The 18,251-nt window shown below is 65.6% G+C and carries 17 protein-coding genes and 1 other RNA gene; 11 read left to right on the top strand and 7 right to left on the bottom strand.

The genetic code is table 11. The annotated features are described in order from the left end of the window. The first annotated feature begins 40 nt into the window (after window positions 1-40). The 4 genes from ABIA40_RS27750 to ABIA40_RS27735 all read left to right on the top strand — a co-directional run bounded on the left by ABIA40_RS27750 (window position 41) and on the right by ABIA40_RS27735 (window position 6,414). Window positions 41-1,357, top strand: a complete 1,317-nt coding sequence (locus ABIA40_RS27750; RefSeq protein WP_404544341.1) for a UDP-glucose dehydrogenase family protein — start codon at window positions 41-43, stop codon at window positions 1,355-1,357. A gap of 128 nt (window positions 1,358-1,485) precedes the next feature. After that, window positions 1,486-3,960 carry an ATP-dependent helicase HrpB gene (gene hrpB / locus ABIA40_RS27745; RefSeq protein WP_404544339.1) on the top strand — a complete coding sequence of 825 codons (2,475 nt, stop codon included), beginning with the start codon at window positions 1,486-1,488 and terminating at the stop codon, window positions 3,958-3,960. 250 nt (window positions 3,961-4,210) lie between these two features. Further along, a complete protein-coding gene (locus ABIA40_RS27740) occupies window positions 4,211-4,723 on the top strand; it encodes a TIGR02281 family clan AA aspartic protease (protein ID WP_271539494.1) in 513 nt (170 codons plus the stop codon). 191 nt (window positions 4,724-4,914) lie between these two features. Then, window positions 4,915-6,414, top strand: coding sequence for a phosphomannomutase/phosphoglucomutase (locus ABIA40_RS27735; RefSeq protein WP_225172594.1), 1,500 nt, complete (start codon window positions 4,915-4,917; stop codon window positions 6,412-6,414). A gap of 167 nt (window positions 6,415-6,581) precedes the next feature. Here ABIA40_RS27735 and ABIA40_RS27730 read toward each other — a convergent pair whose 3' ends face one another. The 4 genes from ABIA40_RS27730 to ABIA40_RS27715 form a co-directional block, all read right to left on the bottom strand. Then, window positions 6,582-7,091, bottom strand: coding sequence for an Lrp/AsnC family transcriptional regulator (locus ABIA40_RS27730; protein WP_025032510.1), 510 nt, complete (start codon window positions 7,089-7,091; stop codon window positions 6,582-6,584). A 97-nt stretch (window positions 7,092-7,188) separates the two neighbouring features. Then, the gene (locus tag ABIA40_RS27725; protein WP_404544335.1) at window positions 7,189-8,106 is read right to left on the bottom strand and encodes a sugar kinase; all 918 of its coding nucleotides are present in this window, start codon (window positions 8,104-8,106) and stop codon (window positions 7,189-7,191) included. An 11-nt stretch (window positions 8,107-8,117) separates the two neighbouring features. After that, on the bottom strand, window positions 8,118-9,059 hold the full coding sequence (nudC, locus tag ABIA40_RS27720) for an NAD(+) diphosphatase (protein ID WP_404544333.1): 942 nt from the start codon (window positions 9,057-9,059) through the stop codon (window positions 8,118-8,120). A 10-nt stretch (window positions 9,060-9,069) separates the two neighbouring features. Further along, window positions 9,070-9,489 (bottom strand): HIT domain-containing protein, encoded by a 420-nt coding sequence (locus ABIA40_RS27715; RefSeq protein WP_036041788.1) that lies wholly within the window; start codon window positions 9,487-9,489, stop codon window positions 9,070-9,072. Between the two features lie 200 nt (window positions 9,490-9,689). Here ABIA40_RS27715 and ffs point away from each other — a divergent pair. The 5 genes from ffs (at window position 9,690) to ABIA40_RS27690 (ending at window position 13,131) form a co-directional block, all read left to right on the top strand. Beyond that, window positions 9,690-9,786, top strand: an RNA gene (gene ffs, locus ABIA40_RS27710) — signal recognition particle sRNA small type. Between the two features lie 96 nt (window positions 9,787-9,882). Then, entirely contained in the window at window positions 9,883-11,718 is a 1,836-nt protein-coding gene (locus ABIA40_RS27705) for a DNA polymerase III subunit gamma/tau (protein WP_404544330.1), read from the top strand. Between the two features lie 26 nt (window positions 11,719-11,744). Continuing rightward, window positions 11,745-12,065 (top strand): YbaB/EbfC family nucleoid-associated protein, encoded by a 321-nt coding sequence (locus tag ABIA40_RS27700; protein WP_157283374.1) that lies wholly within the window; start codon window positions 11,745-11,747, stop codon window positions 12,063-12,065. Window position 12,066: 1 nt separating this feature from the next. Then, entirely contained in the window at window positions 12,067-12,669 is a 603-nt protein-coding gene (gene recR / locus ABIA40_RS27695) for a recombination mediator RecR (RefSeq protein ID WP_036026497.1), read from the top strand. A gap of 27 nt (window positions 12,670-12,696) precedes the next feature. After that, window positions 12,697-13,131 (top strand): hypothetical protein, encoded by a 435-nt coding sequence (locus ABIA40_RS27690; protein WP_157283373.1) that lies wholly within the window; start codon window positions 12,697-12,699, stop codon window positions 13,129-13,131. Between the two features lie 123 nt (window positions 13,132-13,254). On the opposite strand, the gene ABIA40_RS27685 is transcribed toward ABIA40_RS27690, so the two are convergent. From ABIA40_RS27685 to ABIA40_RS27675, 3 genes are all read right to left on the bottom strand, one after another. Continuing rightward, complete coding sequence (locus ABIA40_RS27685) at window positions 13,255-14,616, bottom strand: AmpG family muropeptide MFS transporter (protein WP_275498334.1); 1,362 nt, start codon at window positions 14,614-14,616, stop codon at window positions 13,255-13,257. 182 nt (window positions 14,617-14,798) lie between these two features. Beyond that, window positions 14,799-15,101: a GIY-YIG nuclease family protein gene (locus ABIA40_RS27680; protein ID WP_271539478.1), complete on the bottom strand. Its 303-nt coding sequence runs from the start codon at window positions 15,099-15,101 to the stop codon at window positions 14,799-14,801. Between the two features lie 145 nt (window positions 15,102-15,246). Continuing rightward, window positions 15,247-16,446: a DNA recombination protein RmuC gene (locus ABIA40_RS27675; protein WP_157283370.1), complete on the bottom strand. Its 1,200-nt coding sequence runs from the start codon at window positions 16,444-16,446 to the stop codon at window positions 15,247-15,249. Window positions 16,447-16,615: 169 nt separating this feature from the next. On the opposite strand from ABIA40_RS27675, the gene def reads away from it, so the two are divergent. Both def and fmt read left to right on the top strand, forming a co-directional pair. Next, a complete protein-coding gene (gene def / locus ABIA40_RS27670; protein WP_404544324.1) occupies window positions 16,616-17,143 on the top strand; it encodes a peptide deformylase in 528 nt (175 codons plus the stop codon). A gap of 141 nt (window positions 17,144-17,284) precedes the next feature. After that, on the top strand, window positions 17,285-18,208 hold the full coding sequence (fmt, locus tag ABIA40_RS27665) for a methionyl-tRNA formyltransferase (protein ID WP_404544322.1): 924 nt from the start codon (window positions 17,285-17,287) through the stop codon (window positions 18,206-18,208). The last annotated feature ends 43 nt before the right edge of the window (window positions 18,209-18,251 follow it).

The following is an 18,251-nucleotide window of genomic DNA, read 5'->3' as shown; positions in this document are numbered from 1 at the left end:
GAGTTGGACGTCCGTTAACCAAGCTGGAACAGGATTTTTCATGCGAATTGCGATGATCGGCACGGGCTATGTGGGATTGGTGTCCGGCGCCTGCTTTGCGGATTTCGGCCACGACGTCACCTGCGTCGACAAGGACGAGAGGAAGATCGCGGCACTCCATCGCGGCGAGATCCCGATCTACGAGCCCGGGCTCGACGAACTGGTCGCGAACAACGTGAAAGCCAAGCGGCTCGACTTCACCACTGACCTGAAGCAGCCGGTCGCCGATGCCGATGCCGTGTTCATCGCGGTCGGCACGCCCTCGCGCCGCGGCGACGGACACGCCGACCTGTCTTACGTCTATGCCGCCGCAAAAGAGATCGCGCAGTCGCTGCAGGGCTTCACCGTGGTGGTGACGAAATCGACCGTGCCGGTCGGCACCGGCGATGAGGTCGAGCGCATCATCCGCGAGGCCAATCCCAAGGCCGACGTGGTTGTCGCCTCGAACCCAGAGTTCCTGCGCGAGGGCGCGGCGATCCGCGATTTCAAATTCCCGGACCGCATCGTGGTCGGCACCTCCGACGAGCGCGGCCGCAAGGTGATGGGCGACATCTACCGCCCGCTGTCGCTGAACCAGGCGCCGCTGATGTTCACCGCGCGCCGCACCGCCGAGATGATCAAATACGCCGCCAACGCGTTCCTGGCGACCAAGATCACCTTCATCAACGAGATCGCCGATCTGTCCGAGAAGGCCGGCGCCAACGTGCAGGAGGTCGCGCGCGGCATCGGCCTCGACAACCGCATCGGCACGAAATTCCTGCATGCCGGTCCCGGCTTCGGCGGCTCGTGCTTCCCGAAGGACACCAAGGCCCTGATCAAGATCGCGCAGGACTACGACGTCTCCTTGCGCATCGTCGAATCGGTGCTGGCGGTCAACGAGAACCGCAAGCGCGCGATGGCGCGCAAGGTAGCCCAAGCGCTCGGCGGCAATCTGCGCGGCAAGACCGTCGCGGTGCTCGGCCTCACCTTCAAGCCCGACACCGACGACATGCGCGATGCGCCGTCGATCCCGCTGGTAACAGGCCTGATCGACATGGGCGCGAAGGTGAAGGCGTTTGATCCGGTCGGCATGGAGCAGGCCAAGGGCGAATTGCCCGATATCACCTATTGCGAGGACGCCTATGCCTGCGCGCAAGGCGCCGACGCGCTCGTCATCGTCACCGAATGGGTCCAGTTCCGCGCGCTCGATCTCGACCGGTTGAAGGCGACCATGGCGCAGCCGGTCGTCGTCGACCTCCGCAACATCTACCGCCCCGAAGACATGGAAGCCGCCGGCTTCGTCTACGAGAGCGTCGGGCGGCCGGCGGTGCAGGGCTGATTGCTGCATATTCTCATTGAACGAAGCCGTCATGGCCGGGCTTGTCCCGGCTATCCACGTCTTGTTCACTGCCAGACGAAAGAACGTGAATGCCCGGCACGGGGCCGGGCATGACGAACGGATAGACTTTGCCCCGCAGCTTCGACACGCCCCTCCCGATCGATGCCGTGCTCGACGATTTGTCGCGTACGCTGGAGGCCAGCAACGCCGCAGTGCTGGTGGCCCCTCCCGGCGCCGGCAAGACCACGCGCGTGCCGCTGGCCTTGCTCGATGCGCCCTGGGCCAAGGACAAGAAGATCATCGTGCTGGAGCCGCGCCGCATCGCCGCGCGCGCCAGTGCCGACCGCATGGCCAAATCGCTCGGCGAGCGCGCTGGCGAAACTGTCGGCTATCGTGTCCGCTTCGGCTCGAAGATCTCGCGCGCGACGCGCATCGAGGTGGTGACCGAGGGCATCTTCACCCGCCAGATCCTCGACGATCCCGAACTAACAGGCGTTGCCGCGATCCTGTTCGACGAATTCCATGAACGCTCGCTCGACGCCGACATGGGCCTTGCGCTGGCGCGTGATGCGCAAACCGGCTTGCGCGAGGATTTGCGCATCCTGGTGATGTCGGCGACGCTCGACGGTGCGCGGGTGGCAAGGCTGCTCGGCGATGCCCCCGTCGTCGAAAGCGAGGGCCGTGCGTTTCCGGTCGAGACACGCTATCTCGGCCGCAAGGCGGATGCACCGATCGAGCGGCAGATGGCGGATGCGATCGCATCTGCGCTGCGCGCCGATAGCGGCTCGGTGCTGGCCTTCCTGCCAGGCGCCGCCGAGATCCGCCGCACGCAGAATTTCCTCTCCGAGCGCGTGCAGGACGCCTCCGTCGAGATCGTGCCGCTGTTCGGCGCGCTCGATGCCGCCGTGCAGGACCGTGCCATCGCGCCGGCGCCCAAGGGCACGCGCAAGGTGGTGCTGGCAACCTCGATCGCGGAGACCTCGCTCACCATCGAGGGCGTGCGCATCGTCGTCGATAGCGGTCTTGCCCGCGTGCCGCGCTACGAGCCCGATATCGGCCTGACCCGGCTCGAGACCGTGCGCGCCTCGCGCGCGGCGGTGGACCAGCGCCGCGGCCGTGCCGGCCGCACCGAGCCCGGCGTCTGCTACCGGCTCTGGGACGAGCCGCAGACCACCTCGCTCGCGCCGTACACCCAGCCGGAAATCCTCAGCGCCGACCTGTCCTCGCTGGTGCTCGATCTGGCGCAATGGGGCGTCAGCGATCCCGCGGCCCTATCGTTCCTCGATCCGCCGCCGCAGCCGGCCTGGAAGGAAGCCAAGAGCCTGCTGAGCGAGCTCAACGCGCTCGACGGCGACGGCCGCATCACCGCCGAGGGAAAAAGCCTGCGCGCGCTGGCGCTGCCGCCGCGGCTGGCGCGCATGATCGTGGATTCGCATCGCGCCGGCGAGGGCCAGGCCGCCGCCGAGATCGCGGCCATCATCACCGAGCGCGGCCTTGGCGGCGACAGCGTCGATCTCGAGCACCGCCGCGACCAGTTCCGCCGCGACCGCTCGCCGCGCGCGGCAAGCGCGCGCGATCTCGCGCGCCGCTGGGCCTCGCAGGTCGCGGCTTCGGAGAAGGTGGCGCTGCAGGAGGATCTCTCGACCGGCCTGATGCTCGCCTATGCGTTCCCGGACCGCGTCGCGCGCAATCGCGGCAATGGCAGTTTCGTGCTGGCCAACGGCCGTGGCGCTTCCATCGAGCAGACCTCCTCGCTCGCCCGTGCGCCCTACATCGCGATCGGTGAGATGACCGGGACGGCGGCGAGCGGACGCATCTTGCTCGCCGCGCAAATCACCGAGGACGAGATCGAGCGGCATTTCGCCGAGCATATCGAGACCGCCGACGAGATCTCCTTTGATCGCGGCGCGATGGCGCTGCGCGCACGGCGCAAGCGCGTGCTGCACGCGATCACGCTGTCCGAGGCGACGCTTTCAGTATCGCCCTCGGAGGAGACCGCGCGCATCTTCGCAGATGGCTTGATCGCCGCGGGCCTCGACCGGCTGCCCTGGTCGAAAGCCGCCAAGCAATGGCGTGATCGCGTGATGTTCCTGCGCAAGGCCGAGGGCGACAGCTGGCCCGACCTGTCGGACGACGGTCTGATCGCGCGGCGCGACGACTGGCTGGTGCCGGCGCTCTACGACAAGATCGCGCTCAAGGACATCTCCGCGGGCGATCTCTCCGATGCCCTGATGGCGCTCCTGCCTTGGGAGATGCGCGCGCGGCTCGATCGCGAGGCGCCGACCCATTTCGAGGCGCCTACGGGGAGCGTGCTCGCGATCGACTACGAGGCCGAGCAGGGGCCGACCATCGCGGTCCGGCTCCAGGAATTATTCGGCCTCAACACCCATCCCTCGATCGCCGCTGGCAAGGTGCCGCTGGTGCTGGAATTGCTGTCGCCGGCCCAGCGTCCGGTGCAGGTGACGCGCGATCTGCCCGGCTTCTGGCGCGGCAGCTACGCCGCCGTCCGCTCCGACCTGCGCGGCCGCTACCCGCGTCACCCCTGGCCCGACGATCCCGCGAGCGCCGTGCCAACAAGGCGGGCGAAGCCGCGCGGGACGTGAGGTGGTAGACCCTCATGGTGAGGAGCGCGGAACGCGCGTCTCGAACCATGCAGGCCCCGCTCTCGCGTGCGGCCATCCTTCGAGACGCCGCTTCGCGGCTCCTCAGGATGAGGGCCTGGAGTAGCTGCAACGGCGCCCATTAACCCTCCGCTCATCCTTTTCGTCAAAATGACAGGAGCCCCGGCGTGCCTGCGCTCGCCGCCGGGCTCGTCGCGTGATGAAATCGAGCTTTCGGCTCGGAAGTGGTGTGATGCGTAACATTATGATCATCGCGGCCGTCATGATCGGCCTCGGCACCTTCATGGCGCAGATGGCGGACAAGATGAGCTCGGCTTCCGCCACGTCAGTGCCGCGCACGACGGTCGCAGTCGCGGCCACAGCGCCGGCCGGCGGCCGCAGCCTGGCCATTGCCCGTGACGCCCGCGGTCATTTTCAGACCGAGGGCCGCATCGACGGCCAGCGCATCGGCTTCATGATCGATACCGGCGCCTCCGTCGTTGCGCTGAACGAGACCTCGGCCGCCCGCTTTGGTCTCCGTCCCTCGCGCAGCGACTACAACGCCACCGTCTCCACCGCCAACGGCACCATCAAGGCCGCGCGAACCCGCATCGCCATGCTCGATGTCGGCGGCCTGATCGTGCGCGACGTCGATGCCATGGTGCTGCCCGACGAGGCGCTGTCGGAGAACCTGCTCGGACTCTCCTTTCTGTCCCGCCTGAAGCGTTTTGAATACGCCAACGGGCAGATGGTGCTGGAGCAGTAGAGGCACCCCGCGCCATTGCGCGGTCGTCGAATTCAAGAAGATATCATTGCTCTGGCCGCCGTCGCGGCACGTTTCTTCGTTACCAAACTGCCGCAATTATCGGCCATAAGCCTTCATTCCCGCCTTTCGCTGCGGCTTGGCGTTCGCTAAGCCTGCAGCAAATCCCGCCCCCTTTCCATGAGACCGAATCAATGTTCCCGAAGCCGAAATCCGTATTGTTGCCCAACACCTACGCCTTCGAATCCGAGCCGATGGTGAAGCCGACCGGCTTTCGCGAATACGACGCGCGCTGGTTGTTCCAGAAGGAAATCAACCTGATGGGTGTGCAGGCGCTCGGCATGGGGCTCGGCGCGCTGATCGCCGAGCTCGGCGTCCGCCAGGAGATCGTCACCGGCCACGATTTCCGCGGCTACTCGGCCTCGATCAAATACGCGCTGATCTCCGGCCTGATGGCGGCGGGCTGCAAGGTGCACGACATCGGCCTTGCGGTGACGCCGATGGCCTATTTCGCGCAGTTCGATCTCGACGTGCCCGCCGTTGCGATGGTCACGGCCTCACACAACGACAATGGCTGGACCGGCGTGAAGATGGGCGCCAACCGCCCGCTGACCTTCGGCCCCGACGAGATGACGCGTCTGAAGGAGATCGTTCTGAACGCGGAATTCAAGAACAAGGCGGGCGGCTCCTACCAGTTCCACGAGAATTATCCGGCGCGCTACATCGCCGACCTCACTTCTCGTCCGAAGCTTAAGCGCAAGCTCAAGGTGGTCGCGGCCTGCGGCAACGGTACTGCCGGCGCGTTCGCGCCGCAGGTGCTGGAAGCGATCGGCTGCGAGGTGATCCCGCTCGACACCGAGCTCGACCACACCTTCCCGAAATACAATCCGAACCCGGAAGACATGGAGATGCTGCACGCGATCCGCGACGCGGTGTTGCAGCACAAGGCCGATGTCGGCCTTGGTTTCGACGGTGACGGCGATCGCTGCGGCGTGGTCGACAACACCGGCGAGGAGATCTTTGCCGACAAGGTCGGCGTGATGCTGGCGCGCGACATGTCGGCGATCCACAAGGACGCGCAGTTCATTGTCGACGTGAAATCGACCGGCCTGTTCATCACCGATCCCGTGCTGCAGAAGCAGGGCGCGAAGACTGCCTATTGGAAGACCGGTCATTCTTACATGAAGCGCCGCACCAACGAGACCGGCGCGCTCGCGGGCTTCGAAAAGTCCGGCCACTTCTTCTTCAACAAGCCCTATGGCCGCGGCTATGACGACGGCCTGGTCTCGGCGCTCGCGATCTGCGACATGCTCGACCGCGCGCCCGGCAAGTCGATGGCCGATTTGAAGAACGCGCTGCCGAAGACCTGGTCGTCGCCGACCATGTCGCCGCATTGCGCCGACGAGACCAAATACGGCGTCATCGACAAGGTGGTGAAGCACTTCGAAGGCCTGCAGGCCAAGGGCGCGAAGATCGGCGGCCAGGCGATCCGCGACCTCGTCACTGTCAACGGCGTCCGCGTCACGGTCGAGGACGGCAGCTGGGGCCTGGTGCGCGCCTCCTCCAACAAGCCCGAGCTCGTCGTCGTGGTCGAGAGCCCGGTCTCGGAGCAGCGCATGCACGACATGTTCGAGATGGTGAACAGCGTGCTGCGCACGCATCCCGAAGTCGGCGAGTACAATCAGAAGATCTGATTGGTGACTGCCGCTGCGACGGCGGTGCGCTCCCTCGCCCCGTTCTTGCGGGGAGAGGGTTGGGGTGAGGGGCTTCTCTCCGCGGATTCGAATGTCGCGAGACCTGTACCCCCTCACCCGGATTGCTTCGCAATCCGACCTCTCCCCGCAAACGGGGAGAGGTGAACCTACGCCGCCACCACCGCCGGGATCGGCAGCGCCGTCACCGACTTGATCTTCTCCATCGCGAAGCGCGAGGTGACGTTCTTCAGCGGGACGGCGCTGATCAGCTTCTTGTAGAACACGTCATAGGCCTGCATGTCCGCGACCACGACGCGCAGCATGTAGTCGACGTCGCCGGCCATGCGATAGAACTCCATCACCTCGGGCATGGCACTGACGGCCTCCGCGAATCGCTTCAGCCAGGCATCCGAATGGTCGGAGCTCTCGACCGACACGAACACGGAGATGCCGAGCCCGATTTTGTTCTGGTCGACGAGGGCGACGCGCTTGATGATCACGCCGTCGGCCTCCAGGCGCTGGATGCGCTTCCAGCAGGGGGTCGAGGACAGGCCAACCCGGTCTCCGATCTCGGCGACGGAAAGGGAGGCGTCTTCCTGGAGGACCATCAGGATCTTGCGGTCGATGGCGTCGAGGCGGCGGCTGGTCTCGGGAATTTGGACGGCGACATCAGTCATTTGAAGAACTTTGTTTCATTTCAGGGGCAGATTTCCCAGATATAGAGAAAATCTTTCCACAGCAAGCCCATAATCTCGGCGCTTCCATGGAATCGCTCTACGGACGATCGCGCAAAAACCTTTCAACTTCAACGCGTTGCGGGGCGGCCAAGCCGCCGCCATGGCGGGTGCATTTCAGCGCTGCGGCGGCCGTGGCGAATCGCATCGCTTCCCGCAACCCCTTGCCCTCGGCGAGGCCGAGCGCGAACGCGCCATGGAAGACGTCGCCGGCGCCGAGCGTATCGACCGCTTCGACCGGAAAGGCAGGTGTTTCCTCCAGCGCGCCCGCCTGGTTCAGCCAAATCGCGCCGTGCGGGCCCCTTGTGGCCGCGAGGAAGGCGGGCGTCAGCTCCGCCAGGCGCTTCAAGGCCGCGCTGTCGTCAGCGATGCCGGCCGTCTCCTGCAGCTGGGCGCTGGCGAACAGCAGATGCGAGGCGGCCGTGAGCAGGCCGTCCTGCAGCGCCATCGCGCGGTCGACGCCGACGATAACGGGAATGCCGCGCCGGCGTGCCTCGGCGCAAAGCGAGGTCGCGAACGCCGCGCAGCGGCTTTCGACGAGCACCGCCTGACAATCGGTCAGCAAGGCGTCGGCCTCGGGTAGCCTCACGGTCCACAGCGCGGGATCGCGATAGATGGTGAGCGTCCGCTCGCCGGAGGGCTCGATCATGATCGCCGAGACCGGCGTGGTCAGACCCGGCATGCGCACGATGTGCGTGGTGTCGACGCCCTCCTGCGCCATCTGCGCCAGAATGAAATCGCTCGACCTCTCCCGCGCATCGCCCATGGGACCTGCGAACGCGACTCGGCCGCCGAGTCGCGCCATCGCGATGGCAGCGTTGAGCGCATTGCCACCGCAAACCTCGGCGAGATGGCTGGCGTTCGCCTTGCTGCCGCGTTCGGGCAGGGCCTCGACGCGCAGGATGAGGTCGCGCACCGGCATGCCGATGCAGAGGATGCGCGGCGCGGTGCCGGCCATCGTCGTTCGGCTCAGCTGCTCTTGTCGTGCACCCAGCGGCCGAGCAGATGATGGGCGATGGCGAAGGGGTGCGGACCGGCGAGCCCGTCCGGATGCGTCCGCGTCAACATCTTGGCGGCCTCCTCGCGCGTGAACCAGCGCGCATCCTCGAGCTCGGCGTGATCGACGACGATGTCCTCGCTCACGGCCCGCGCGCTGCAGCCGATCATCAGCGACGACGGATAGGGCCAGGGCTGGGTCATGTAATATTGCACGTCGGTGCAGCGGATCCCGGACTCTTCAAAGATTTCTCGGCGCACCGCGTCCTCGATGGTCTCGGCCGCCTCGACGAAGCCGGCGAGGCACGAATACATCCCTGCCGGAAACTGCTTCTGCCGGCCGAGCAGGCACTTGTCGCCGGACGCCACCAGCATGATCACGACCGGATCGGTGCGCGGAAAATGCTCGGCCTTGCAGGCCGGGCAGTCGCGCTTCCAGCCGCCTTCCTTCATGCTGGTGCGTGCGCCGCAATTGGCGCAATAGCCGTGGCGCTGATGCCAGCCCACCATCGACTTTGCCATCGCGACGGCCGAGAGCTCCTCGGGCGGGATCGCGCCCTGCATCGCCATGCCGCGCAGCTCGGTCACGGTATAATCCTCGCGGCCGACCAGCTTCTCGGCGGCGGCCTGCGACAGGCCCATGCCGAACACGGCCGCACCGTCGCGAAGCCCGAGGAACACCGTGCCGGGATTGGCGCCGCATTTCAGCGCTTCGTCGATTCCGAGCAGCGCGCGTACCTTGTCGCCCTCGCGCTTCACCAGCAGCGAGTCGCGATAGACCACATAGGCGCGCGAGGACGGCTTCTGCTCCAGGGCGAACAGCTTTTCGTCGTCGCGGCGCAGATGCGCGGCGCGGTCGAGGACGTTGGTGACGAAGGCCGGCTGCCCCAGCGGAAACGCGTTGAATGCTGACATTATTGTTCTTTCAACCCAACCAGATCTTGCGGCGAAGCGCGCTGATGAAATTCTGAACCTCCGCGGCGTCATGCGCCAGCGGCGGCATCACGCCCCACACCGGCCGCGGCCAGGCCGCGTCACTGGTGCGGCGCGCGATGATGTGGACGTGCAGCTGCGGCACGAGATTGCCGAGCGCGGCGATGTTGAGCTTGTCGCATTTGGTGATCTCCTTCAGCGCGCGCGAGACGCGGGAGATCTCCGTCATCAGCTGCGCCTGCTGCACCTCGTCGAGATCGATGATCTCGACCGTATCGGCGCGTCGCGGCACCAGCAGCAGCCAGGGATAATGCGCGTCCTTAATGACCAGCACCTTCGACAGCGGCAGGTCGCCGATATCGATAGTGTCCTCTTTCAGGCGGGAGTGCAGCGACCAGGCGGGTTCGGGCATGAAGGCTTCTCTTGATTGATTCTTACCGTCGCAGAGACCACGCCCCCAGACAACATCCGTATGCGCCGTGGTCCTTATGCGCCGCACCCGGTGGGGCAGGCCGAATGAGGGCGAATTCGGCGCTGGAAGTCCCCAAGCGCCGTCGGAACAGCCCCAGACCCCGCTTGCTTTCCGCTCCCTTTGGCCCCAAATAGGGACCGGGAGATTGGCGGTGGACGAGCCACTCGCCAACCGGGTCAGGTCCGGAAGGAAGCAGCCCTAACGAGGTCCGGATCGGGTCGCTCGTCAGTCTCCTACCTGTTTTTCCGAGCGAACCAGCGCCGGCGGCACCAGCCGCCAGCGCGCTCCTTTCCGCAAAAGCCGGCCAAGAGACATTTCATTGCGGATCGACCGATGACCGACGCTGGCGCCCCTCCGAACCCCGATAGCGCCGGCCAGGCCGGCAATGCGCCCTACCGGGTGCTGGCGCGCAAATACCGCCCATCCTCGTTCGACGACCTGATCGGCCAGGAGGCCGTGGTCCGCACCGTCTCCAATGCGTTCGAGACCGGGCGCATTCCGCAGGCCTGGATTCTCACCGGCGTCCGCGGGGTCGGCAAGACCACCACCGCGCGCATTCTCGCCCGTGCCCTCAACTACGAGATGCGGGATGGATCGGTGAAAGGGCCGACCATCCACATGCCGACATTGGGCGTGCATTGCCAGGCGATCATGGAAAGCCGGCACATGGACGTGCTGGAGATGGACGCGGCCTCGCATACCGGCGTCGACGATGTCCGCCAGATCAATGATAGCGTGCGCTATGCCCCCGCCAGCGCCCGCTACAAGGTCTACATCATCGACGAAGTCCACATGCTGTCGACGGCGGCGTTCAACGCCTTCCTGAAGACGCTGGAGGAGCCGCCGGAGCACGCCAAGTTCGTGTTCGCGACGACCGAGATCCGCAAGGTTCCGGTCACCGTGCTGTCGCGCTGCCAGCGCTTCGACCTGCGCCGCGTCGAGGCCGACGTGCTGATGAAGCACCTCGCCAGCATCGCGGCCAAGGAAAACGTCGAGATCGAGCCGGAGGCGCTCGGCATCATCGCGCGCGCCGCGGAGGGCTCGGTGCGCGATTCGCTGTCGCTGCTCGATCAGGCGATCGCGCATGCGGCGGGGCAGGTGAAGGCCGATGCCGTCAGGCAGATGCTGGGCCTTGCCGACCGCACCCGGGTCATCGACCTGTTCGAGTCGCTGGCGCGCGGCGACATCGCGGCTGCCTTCAAGGAGTTCCGCGACCAGTACGATGTCGGCGCCGATCCCATCGTCGTGCTCTCGGACCTCGCCGAGTTCGTCAATTTCGTCACCCGTGTGAAGGTTATCCCGGCGACCGCCGACAACGTCGCCTATGGCGAGACCGAGCGCGTGCGTGCCAAGGAGTTCGCCTCCAAGATCTCGATGCGCGTGCTGTCGCGGATGTGGCAGATGCTGCTCAAGGGCATCGCCGAGGTGCAGGCCGCAACGCGCCCCGCGGCCGCGGCGGAAATGGTTCTGGTGCGCATCGCCTATGTCGCCGACCTGCCGACGCCCGACGAAGCGATCAGGATGCTGGAGCAGAACGGCGGCGGCTCGCCGGTCGTGAACGGCGGAAGTAGCGCGCGCAGCGGCGCGCCCGGCGCGCCGGTTGCCTCCGCAGCGCCGATGTCGGCTGCGCCCGTGCGCATGCCGACAGCCTCGGCTCCAGCGTTTGGCGGTGGCGCCCGGCCGCAGATGGCGGCGCCCGCGCCGGATACGCAAGGGGCGGCGCCCCAGCTGCGCATCGCGAGCTTCACCCAGCTGGTTGCGCTCGCAGGGCAGAAGCGCGACATCATGACCAAGAGCGCGCTCGAAGGCGACATGCGCCTCGTCCGTTTCGAGGAGGGGCGGCTGGAAGTCGCGCTCGAGCCCAACGCTTCCAAGACCATGATCTCGGAACTTGCGAAGAAGTTCGAGCTGTGGACCGGCCGCCGCTGGACCGTGATCGTCTCCAACGAGCAGGGCCAGCCGACTTTGCGTTCGGTGAACCAGGCGGCCAAGCAGGAGCATGCCCGTACCGCGGAAGCCGATCCGCGCGTGCAGGAGGTGCTGTCGCGTTTCCCCGGCGCCAAGGTCGTCGAGGTCCGCAGGCTTGCTCCCGAGACCCCGGAAACCGATATTAACGCCGACTATGGCAGCGACGATCCGCCCGACGGTTCCGACGGCGACGATCTCTGAACCATTCTTTCCAAGGACACGCACCCATGGCTGATTTTCTCGGCATGATGAAACAGGCGGCGCAGCTGCAATCCAAGATGCAGGAGATGCAGGACCAGCTCGCCAACGTCGAGGTCGAAGGCATTTCCGGCGGCGGTCTCGTCGCCGTGCGCATGACCGCGAAGATGGACGTCAAGGGCATCAAGATCGATCCTTCGCTGATGAAGGCCGAAGAGCGCGAGGTGCTGGAAGACCTGCTCGTCACCGCCCTCGCTGATGCGCGCCGCAAGGCCGAGACCGCCATGCAGGAGAAGATGCAGGCCCTCACCGGCGGGCTCGGCCTGCCGCCGGGGCTGTTCGGCCAATAAAATGGGCGCTGTTGCAGGTCCCGAGATTGAGCGGCTGGTCCAGCTGCTCGCGCGGCTGCCGGGCCTCGGTCCGCGCTCGGCGCGGCGCGCGGCGCTGCATCTGATCAAGAAGCGTGAAGCACTGATGATGCCGTTGTCGAGCGCCTTGCAGGTGGCGCTGGACAAGGTCCAGGTCTGCAAGACCTGCGGCAACATCGACACGCAAAATCCTTGCACCGTCTGCACCGATCCGAAGCGCGATCCGGCGATCATCGTCGTCGTCGCCGACGTCGCCGACCTCTGGGCGCTGGAGCGGGCCAATGCGACCCAGGGGCGCTATCATGTGCTCGGCGCGACATTGTCGCCGCTCGACGGCGTCGGCCCGCAGGACCTCACCATCGACGCGCTGGTGGCGCGCGCTCATGATTCGCAGGTGCACGAGATCATCCTGGCGCTGAATGCGACGGTGGACGGCCAGACCACGGCGCATTACATCACCGACCTGCTTCAGGACGCCAATGTGAAGGTGACGCGGCTCGCCCATGGGGTTCCCGTCGGCGGCGAGCTTGATTATCTCGATGAAGGTACGCTATCGGCTGCGATGCGGCAGCGCACCCTGTTCTAGCCATCCAGACTTCACGGAACGGACGACATGACGAAACTTTTCGCCACACGCTTCGCTTTGGTCGCGACGATGCTGATGCTGGTGACCCCGGCCATCTCCGCGCAGCAGCGTGACGAGGCGCCGCCGCCGTCCAAGCCCGGCAAGCCGATCAACACTGGCGACGTGCTCTCCGGCGAGCTGAACGCGATGAAGGTGCGCGACGCCAAGAACGGCAAGCGCGTCGCGACCTACCAGATCACGTCCGAGCCGCGCCGCCTGCCGCCGCCGAACGGGCTGTGCAATCTCGAAACCGGCCCCGAGACGTTCCAGCTCGTCACCTCCAGCGAGGCGCAGGCCGCGCAGCTGAAATCCTTCGTCGGCAAGGAGATCTCCGTGAAGGTGGACGAGGTCGCCTGCGCCAGCGATCCCGGCCAAATGAGCGAGGCCGTGATCACGAAGTGGAGCCTGATCAAGAAGCAGTAGGGAGCTCCACTCCCTCGGTCGTCATTGCGAGGAGCCCTTGCGACGAAGCAATCCAGACTGCCTCAGCGGTGACAGTCTGGATTGCTTCGCTTCGCTCGCAATGACGAAAGAGAGAGGTGAGTCCTACACCCGCACCGGCCCCAGCGCCTCGAAATGCCCGCGCCTCTGCAAATACGCCAGCAGCATCAGGCTCGGGATGGCGACGAGGACGGAGATCGCGAAGAACATCGGCCAGCCCGTCGCTTTCGCCAGATAGCCTGCGCCCGACGACAAATAGGTCCGTCCTACTGCGGCGAGCGCCGTCAGCAGTGCATATTGGGTCGCCGTGTGCAGCGGGTTCTGGCACAGCGCCGAGAGATAGGCGACGAAGATCACGGTGCCGATGGCGTTGCAGAAATTGTCGGAGGTGATCGCGAGGGTCAGCGCCCATTCGTTGACGCCGACCAGCGCCAGCCACGAGAACGACAAATTGGACATCGCCTGCACGATGCCGCCGATCCACAGGCTGGTCGCGAGCGAATAGCGCCGGGCCACAAAGCCGCCGGCAAAGCCGCCGGCGAGGGTCGCGACGATGCCGACGCCCTTGACGATCACGGCATAGTCGTTCCGCGTGAAGCCGATATCGATGACGAACGGCACGGTCATGTTGCCGGAAAACGCGTCGGTGAATTTGAACAGCACGACAAAGGCGAGCACGACCCATGCTTCCTTGCGTCGCAGGAATTCCGAGAACGCGCCCAGCGCCGCATGGAACACCCGCGTGAGCGCGCCCTCGTCCTGCGTGGCGGCCTCTGCGCGCGCGGATTGTGCGGGCTCGGTGGCGGCGAGCGCAGTCACCGTGCCGATCAGCACCAGAGCCGCCATCACTACATAGCCCCACATCCAGGCGGCGCCACGAGGAACGATCGCCTCGAAGCCGGTGACGATGAACAGGGCGCCTGCGGTCGATACCAACATGCCGATGCGATACGCGGCGACATAGGCGGCCATGCCGGCGGCCTGCTCGCTTTCGGGCAGGCTCTCGACGCGGAAAGCATCGACCACAATGTCCTGCGTCGAGGACATCGTCGCGACCAGCAGCGCGCCAAGCGCAACCAGTAGCGGCGAACGTGCCGGATCGGTCAGCGCCAACAGCAGAATCGCGCCGATCAGCAGCAGTTGCGAAAACACCAGCCACCCGCGGCGACGTCCAAAGGACTGCGTGAACAACGGCACATGCAGCGCATCCACCAGCGGCGCCCACAGGAATTTGAGCGTGTATGGTGTTCCAACCAGTGCAAACAGCCCGATCGTTCCAAGATCGACCCCGGCTTCGGCCATCCACACCAGCAGCGTCGATCCCGACAGCGCCAGCGGCAGCCCCGAGGAGAAGCCGAGAAACAGCACGATCAGCACCCGCGGCTGCAGGTAAACGGCAAGGCTGTCGCGCCAGGAGGGCGAGGCGGCGGAAGTCGCGGCGGGGGAGGTCGCGTCGGGTGCGGTCATGGAGGGGGTGTTAGCAGATTCTGGGGGAAATGACTCTTGCGAGCTCAGTGGGGCGGATGCTCTCTCCACCCTCTCGGTGTCATCGTCCGCGAAGGCGGACGATCCAGTATTCCGCGGCGTCTCGGTTCAATCACAACTGCTGCGGCGTACTAGATACCCCGCCTTCGCGGGGTATGACCGCCTTACGGTGGTCCGGCTATGCCAGGATAGAGATCATCCCAGTTTGGGTTATGCTGCTCGATCAAGCGGACCTTCCAGGCCCTGTTCCACTTCTTCAGCCGCTTCTCCCGCCTGATCGCGTTCTCGGGATCATCGAATTGCTCGAAGTAGACCAGCCGAACGACATCATACTTTTCGGTGAAGCTTTCGATGACCTTCAACTTGTGCTGCGCCACTCGGCGGACGAGATCGTTCGTCACGCCGATATAGAGCGTGCCGCCAATTCGGCTGGCGAGAATGTAGACGTAGTAAAGGCGTGCACCCATGTGACCATCTCACCGCCCTTATCGTCCGCGCGCAATTGCGCAGGGGGGCGGACGATCCAGTAACCACCAGCGTCTCGGTTCGATCACAACCGCCGCGGCGTACGGGATGCCCCGCCTTCGCGGGGCATGACAGTGTGCCCCAATCTCACTCCCCCGCCTGGAGCTTGCGCGGAAACAGCTCTGCCGCTCCCGTCGCCACCAGGCGCGGTGCCTCCGGCGCATCGCTCTTGCTGAAATCGAGCTCCTCGATTCGCCCTGCGCGCTTCTCGATCTTGTCGGCGGAGATCAGCACCTGGCGGACGTCCTCGTTCACGTCGGCAAAATGCTTTTGCAGCTTGAGCACGCGGTCGCGCAGTCGCCCCAAATCGTCGCCGAGCTTGATCACCTCCGTGCGGATCTGGTCGGCGGCATCGCGCATGCGCGCGTCCTTCATGATCTGCTGCATCACTTGGATCGCGAGCATCAACAGCGAGGGAGACACCAGCACGACGCGGGCGCGATAGGCTTTCTGGATCACGTCGTCGAAGCCGTCGTGGATCTCGGCGTAGACCGATTCCGACGGCACGAACATCAGCGCCATTTCCTGGGTCTCGCCGGCGACGAGATATTTTTCGGCGATGTCGCTGACATGCTTCATCACGTCGCTGCGCAGCCGCTGCGTGGCGACGCGTCGCTCCTCGTCGGTGCGGGCATCGTGCAGCGCCGTCATCGCCTCCAGCGGAAACTTCGCGTCGATGCAGAGCGGGCGCTGGTCGGGCAGGAACACGACGCAGTCCGGCCGTTTTCCGGTCGAGAGCGTGAACTGGAACTCGTAGGAGCCCTTGGGCAGACCGTCCTGGACGATCGCCTCCATGCGCGCCTGGCCGAAGGCGCCGCGCGACTGCTTGTTGGCGAGCACGTCGCGCAGAGTGGTCACCTGCGTGGTGAGGTCGGTGAGGTTCTTGTGCGCGTTGTCGATGATGCCGAGCCGTTCATGCAGCGCGCGCAGGCTCTCCATGGTGTTGCGGGTCGAATGTTCCATGGACTGGCCGACCCGATGCGTCACCGAATCAAGCCGCTCGTTGACCGCCCGCGCCATCTCGGCCTGGCGTCCCGCGAGCGCCTGGGTCATGGCGTCAACCCGCCCCGAGGCCTCGCTCTGGGCGCGCAGCACCTGGGCGAGGCGCTCCTCGAGCTCGTCGGCCCGGATCGCGTTCGCCATGGCGAGTTCCGCGCCACGCCGCCCCGAGCGCGCGATCACGACCGCAATCACAACCAGCAGGATGAGGACGAGCGCACCGAAGCCGATCAGCGCATCGACGATGCGCACCGGCCAGTCGCCCAGCATGACAATGATCTCGTTCATGCCGCCTTGTAGCCGATTCGCTGCACTCTCGCGAACGAAGAGGGAACATTCTGGGTTAACCGGCCCTTAATTTTCATGGTTAATGAAAGGTGAAGTTTTATGGTTAGCGAGGGGTTAACGGGTTCCGGGCCGCATTGACCGCATCCGGCGCGCGGCTTAAATCGCGGCCATGGCCCTCAGAGAAATCATCATCCTGCCCGACAAGCAGCTGCGCCTGGTCTCCAAGCCGATCGAGAAGGTCACGGCGGAGATCCGCAAGCTTGCCGACGACATGTTCGAGACCATGTACGACGCGCCCGGCATTGGGCTCGCGGCGATCCAGGTCGCGCAGCCGCTGCGCCTGATCACCATGGACCTCGCCAAGCGCGACGGGAACGGCGAGACCAAGCACGCGCCGCGCGTCTTCATCAATCCTGAGATTATCGCCTCGTCCGAGGAATTGTCGGTCTACGAGGAAGGCTGCCTCTCGATCCCCGAATATTACGAGGAGGTCGAACGGCCCGCGAAGGTGCGCGTGCGCTTCACCGATCTCGACGGCAAGGTGCATGAGGAGGATGCCGAGGGCCTCTACGCCACCTGCATCCAGCACGAGATCGACCATCTCAACGGTGTCCTGTTCGTCGACTATCTGTCGAAGCTCAAGCGCGACCGCGTCATGAAGAAGTTCGAGAAAGCCGCCAAGCGCGCGGCGGAGTAGGCTGGGCTCGGCTCTCTCTCCTCGTCATGGCCGGGCTTGACCCGGCCATCCACGCCTTGCTTGCTTTGTCGCCAAGACCGTGGATGCCCGGGACACGCCCGGGCATGACGGAGAACCAGAACTCTCACCGAACGCAGCTACATGCCCCTCCGCCTCATCTTCATGGGCACGCCCGATTTCTCTGTGCCAACGCTGCTCGAGCTGATCGCTCATGGCCACGAGATCGCGGCGGTCTACACCCGCGCGCCGAAGCCGGGTGGACGGCGCGGCCTGCAATTGCAGCCGACGCCGGTCGAGGAAGCCGCGCGAAAGCTGGGTATCCCCGTGCTGACGCCGAAGACGTTGAAGACCGAGCAGGCGCTGGCGGAGTTCCGCGCGTTTGATGCGGATGCGGCCGTCGTCGTCGCCTACGGCATGATCCTGCCGAAGGCGATCCTCGATGCGCCAAAACTCGGCTGCTACAATCTGCATGCCTCGCTGTTGCCGCGCTGGCGCGGCGCCGCGCCGATCAACCGCGCCATCATGGCTGATGATGCCGAGAGCGGCGTGATGGTGATGAAGATGGATGTCGGCTTAGATACCGGCGACGTCGCCATGGCCGAGCGCATCGCGATCACCGACAACATGACCGCGCTCGACCTGCACGATCGCCTGTCCCGGTTGGGGGCCGACCTGATGGTGCGCGCGATGGCCGCGCTCGAACGCGGCGGGCTCCAGCTCAAGGCGCAGAGCGAGGACGGGGTCACCTATGCCGCCAAGATCGAGAAGGCCGAGGCGCGGATCGACTGGACCAGGTCCGCGCGCGCGGTGCTGCGCCACGTCCATGGCCTCTCGCCCTTCCCCGGCGCCTGGAGCGAGCTTGACGATGCGCGCGTCAAAATCCTGCGTTGCGAATTGGCGCAAGGCTCCGGCGCGCCTGGCGAGGTGCTCGACGATCAGCTTACCGTCGCCTGCGGCGACGGCGCCATCCGCATCATCGAGCTGCAGCGCGAGGGCAAGGCCCGCATGCAGGCCGCGGACTTCCTGCGCGGCGTGCCGTTAAAGGCGGGATCCAAATTCACCTGACACTGTCATACCCCGCGAAGGCGGGGTATCCAGTACGCCGAGG

The sequence above is a fragment of the Bradyrhizobium sp. USDA 223 genome, assembly GCF_044909005.1.
Lineage (GTDB): Bacteria > Pseudomonadota > Alphaproteobacteria > Rhizobiales > Xanthobacteraceae > Bradyrhizobium > Bradyrhizobium yuanmingense.
This window is presented reverse-complemented; position numbering and strand designations above follow the sequence as displayed.

Excerpts from the sequence above, each read along its gene's own strand:
- nudC (WP_404544333.1), bottom strand. The coding sequence starts at position 9,059 with ATGTCAGCATTCAACGCGTTTCCGCTGGGGCAGCCGGCCTTCGTCACC.
- fmt (WP_404544322.1), top strand. The coding sequence starts at position 17,285 with ATGCCCCTCCGCCTCATCTTCATGGGCACGCCCGATTTCTCTGTGCCA.
- ABIA40_RS27685 (WP_275498334.1), bottom strand. The coding sequence starts at position 14,616 with ATGACCGCACCCGACGCGACCTCCCCCGCCGCGACTTCCGCCGCCTCG.
- recR (WP_036026497.1), top strand. The coding sequence starts at position 12,067 with ATGGGCGCTGTTGCAGGTCCCGAGATTGAGCGGCTGGTCCAGCTGCTC.
- ABIA40_RS27740 (WP_271539494.1), top strand. The coding sequence starts at position 4,211 with ATGCGTAACATTATGATCATCGCGGCCGTCATGATCGGCCTCGGCACC.
- ABIA40_RS27700 (WP_157283374.1), top strand. The coding sequence starts at position 11,745 with ATGGCTGATTTTCTCGGCATGATGAAACAGGCGGCGCAGCTGCAATCC.
- ABIA40_RS27715 (WP_036041788.1), bottom strand. The coding sequence starts at position 9,489 with ATGCCCGAACCCGCCTGGTCGCTGCACTCCCGCCTGAAAGAGGACACT.
- ABIA40_RS27725 (WP_404544335.1), bottom strand. The coding sequence starts at position 8,106 with ATGGCCGGCACCGCGCCGCGCATCCTCTGCATCGGCATGCCGGTGCGC.
- ABIA40_RS27730 (WP_025032510.1), bottom strand. The coding sequence starts at position 7,091 with ATGACTGATGTCGCCGTCCAAATTCCCGAGACCAGCCGCCGCCTCGAC.
- ABIA40_RS27690 (WP_157283373.1), top strand. The coding sequence starts at position 12,697 with ATGACGAAACTTTTCGCCACACGCTTCGCTTTGGTCGCGACGATGCTG.
- ABIA40_RS27750 (WP_404544341.1), top strand. The coding sequence starts at position 41 with ATGCGAATTGCGATGATCGGCACGGGCTATGTGGGATTGGTGTCCGGC.
- ABIA40_RS27680 (WP_271539478.1), bottom strand. The coding sequence starts at position 15,101 with ATGGGTGCACGCCTTTACTACGTCTACATTCTCGCCAGCCGAATTGGC.
- ABIA40_RS27705 (WP_404544330.1), top strand. The coding sequence starts at position 9,883 with ATGACCGACGCTGGCGCCCCTCCGAACCCCGATAGCGCCGGCCAGGCC.
- def (WP_404544324.1), top strand. The coding sequence starts at position 16,616 with ATGGCCCTCAGAGAAATCATCATCCTGCCCGACAAGCAGCTGCGCCTG.
- ABIA40_RS27735 (WP_225172594.1), top strand. The coding sequence starts at position 4,915 with ATGTTCCCGAAGCCGAAATCCGTATTGTTGCCCAACACCTACGCCTTC.
- ABIA40_RS27675 (WP_157283370.1), bottom strand. The coding sequence starts at position 16,446 with ATGAACGAGATCATTGTCATGCTGGGCGACTGGCCGGTGCGCATCGTC.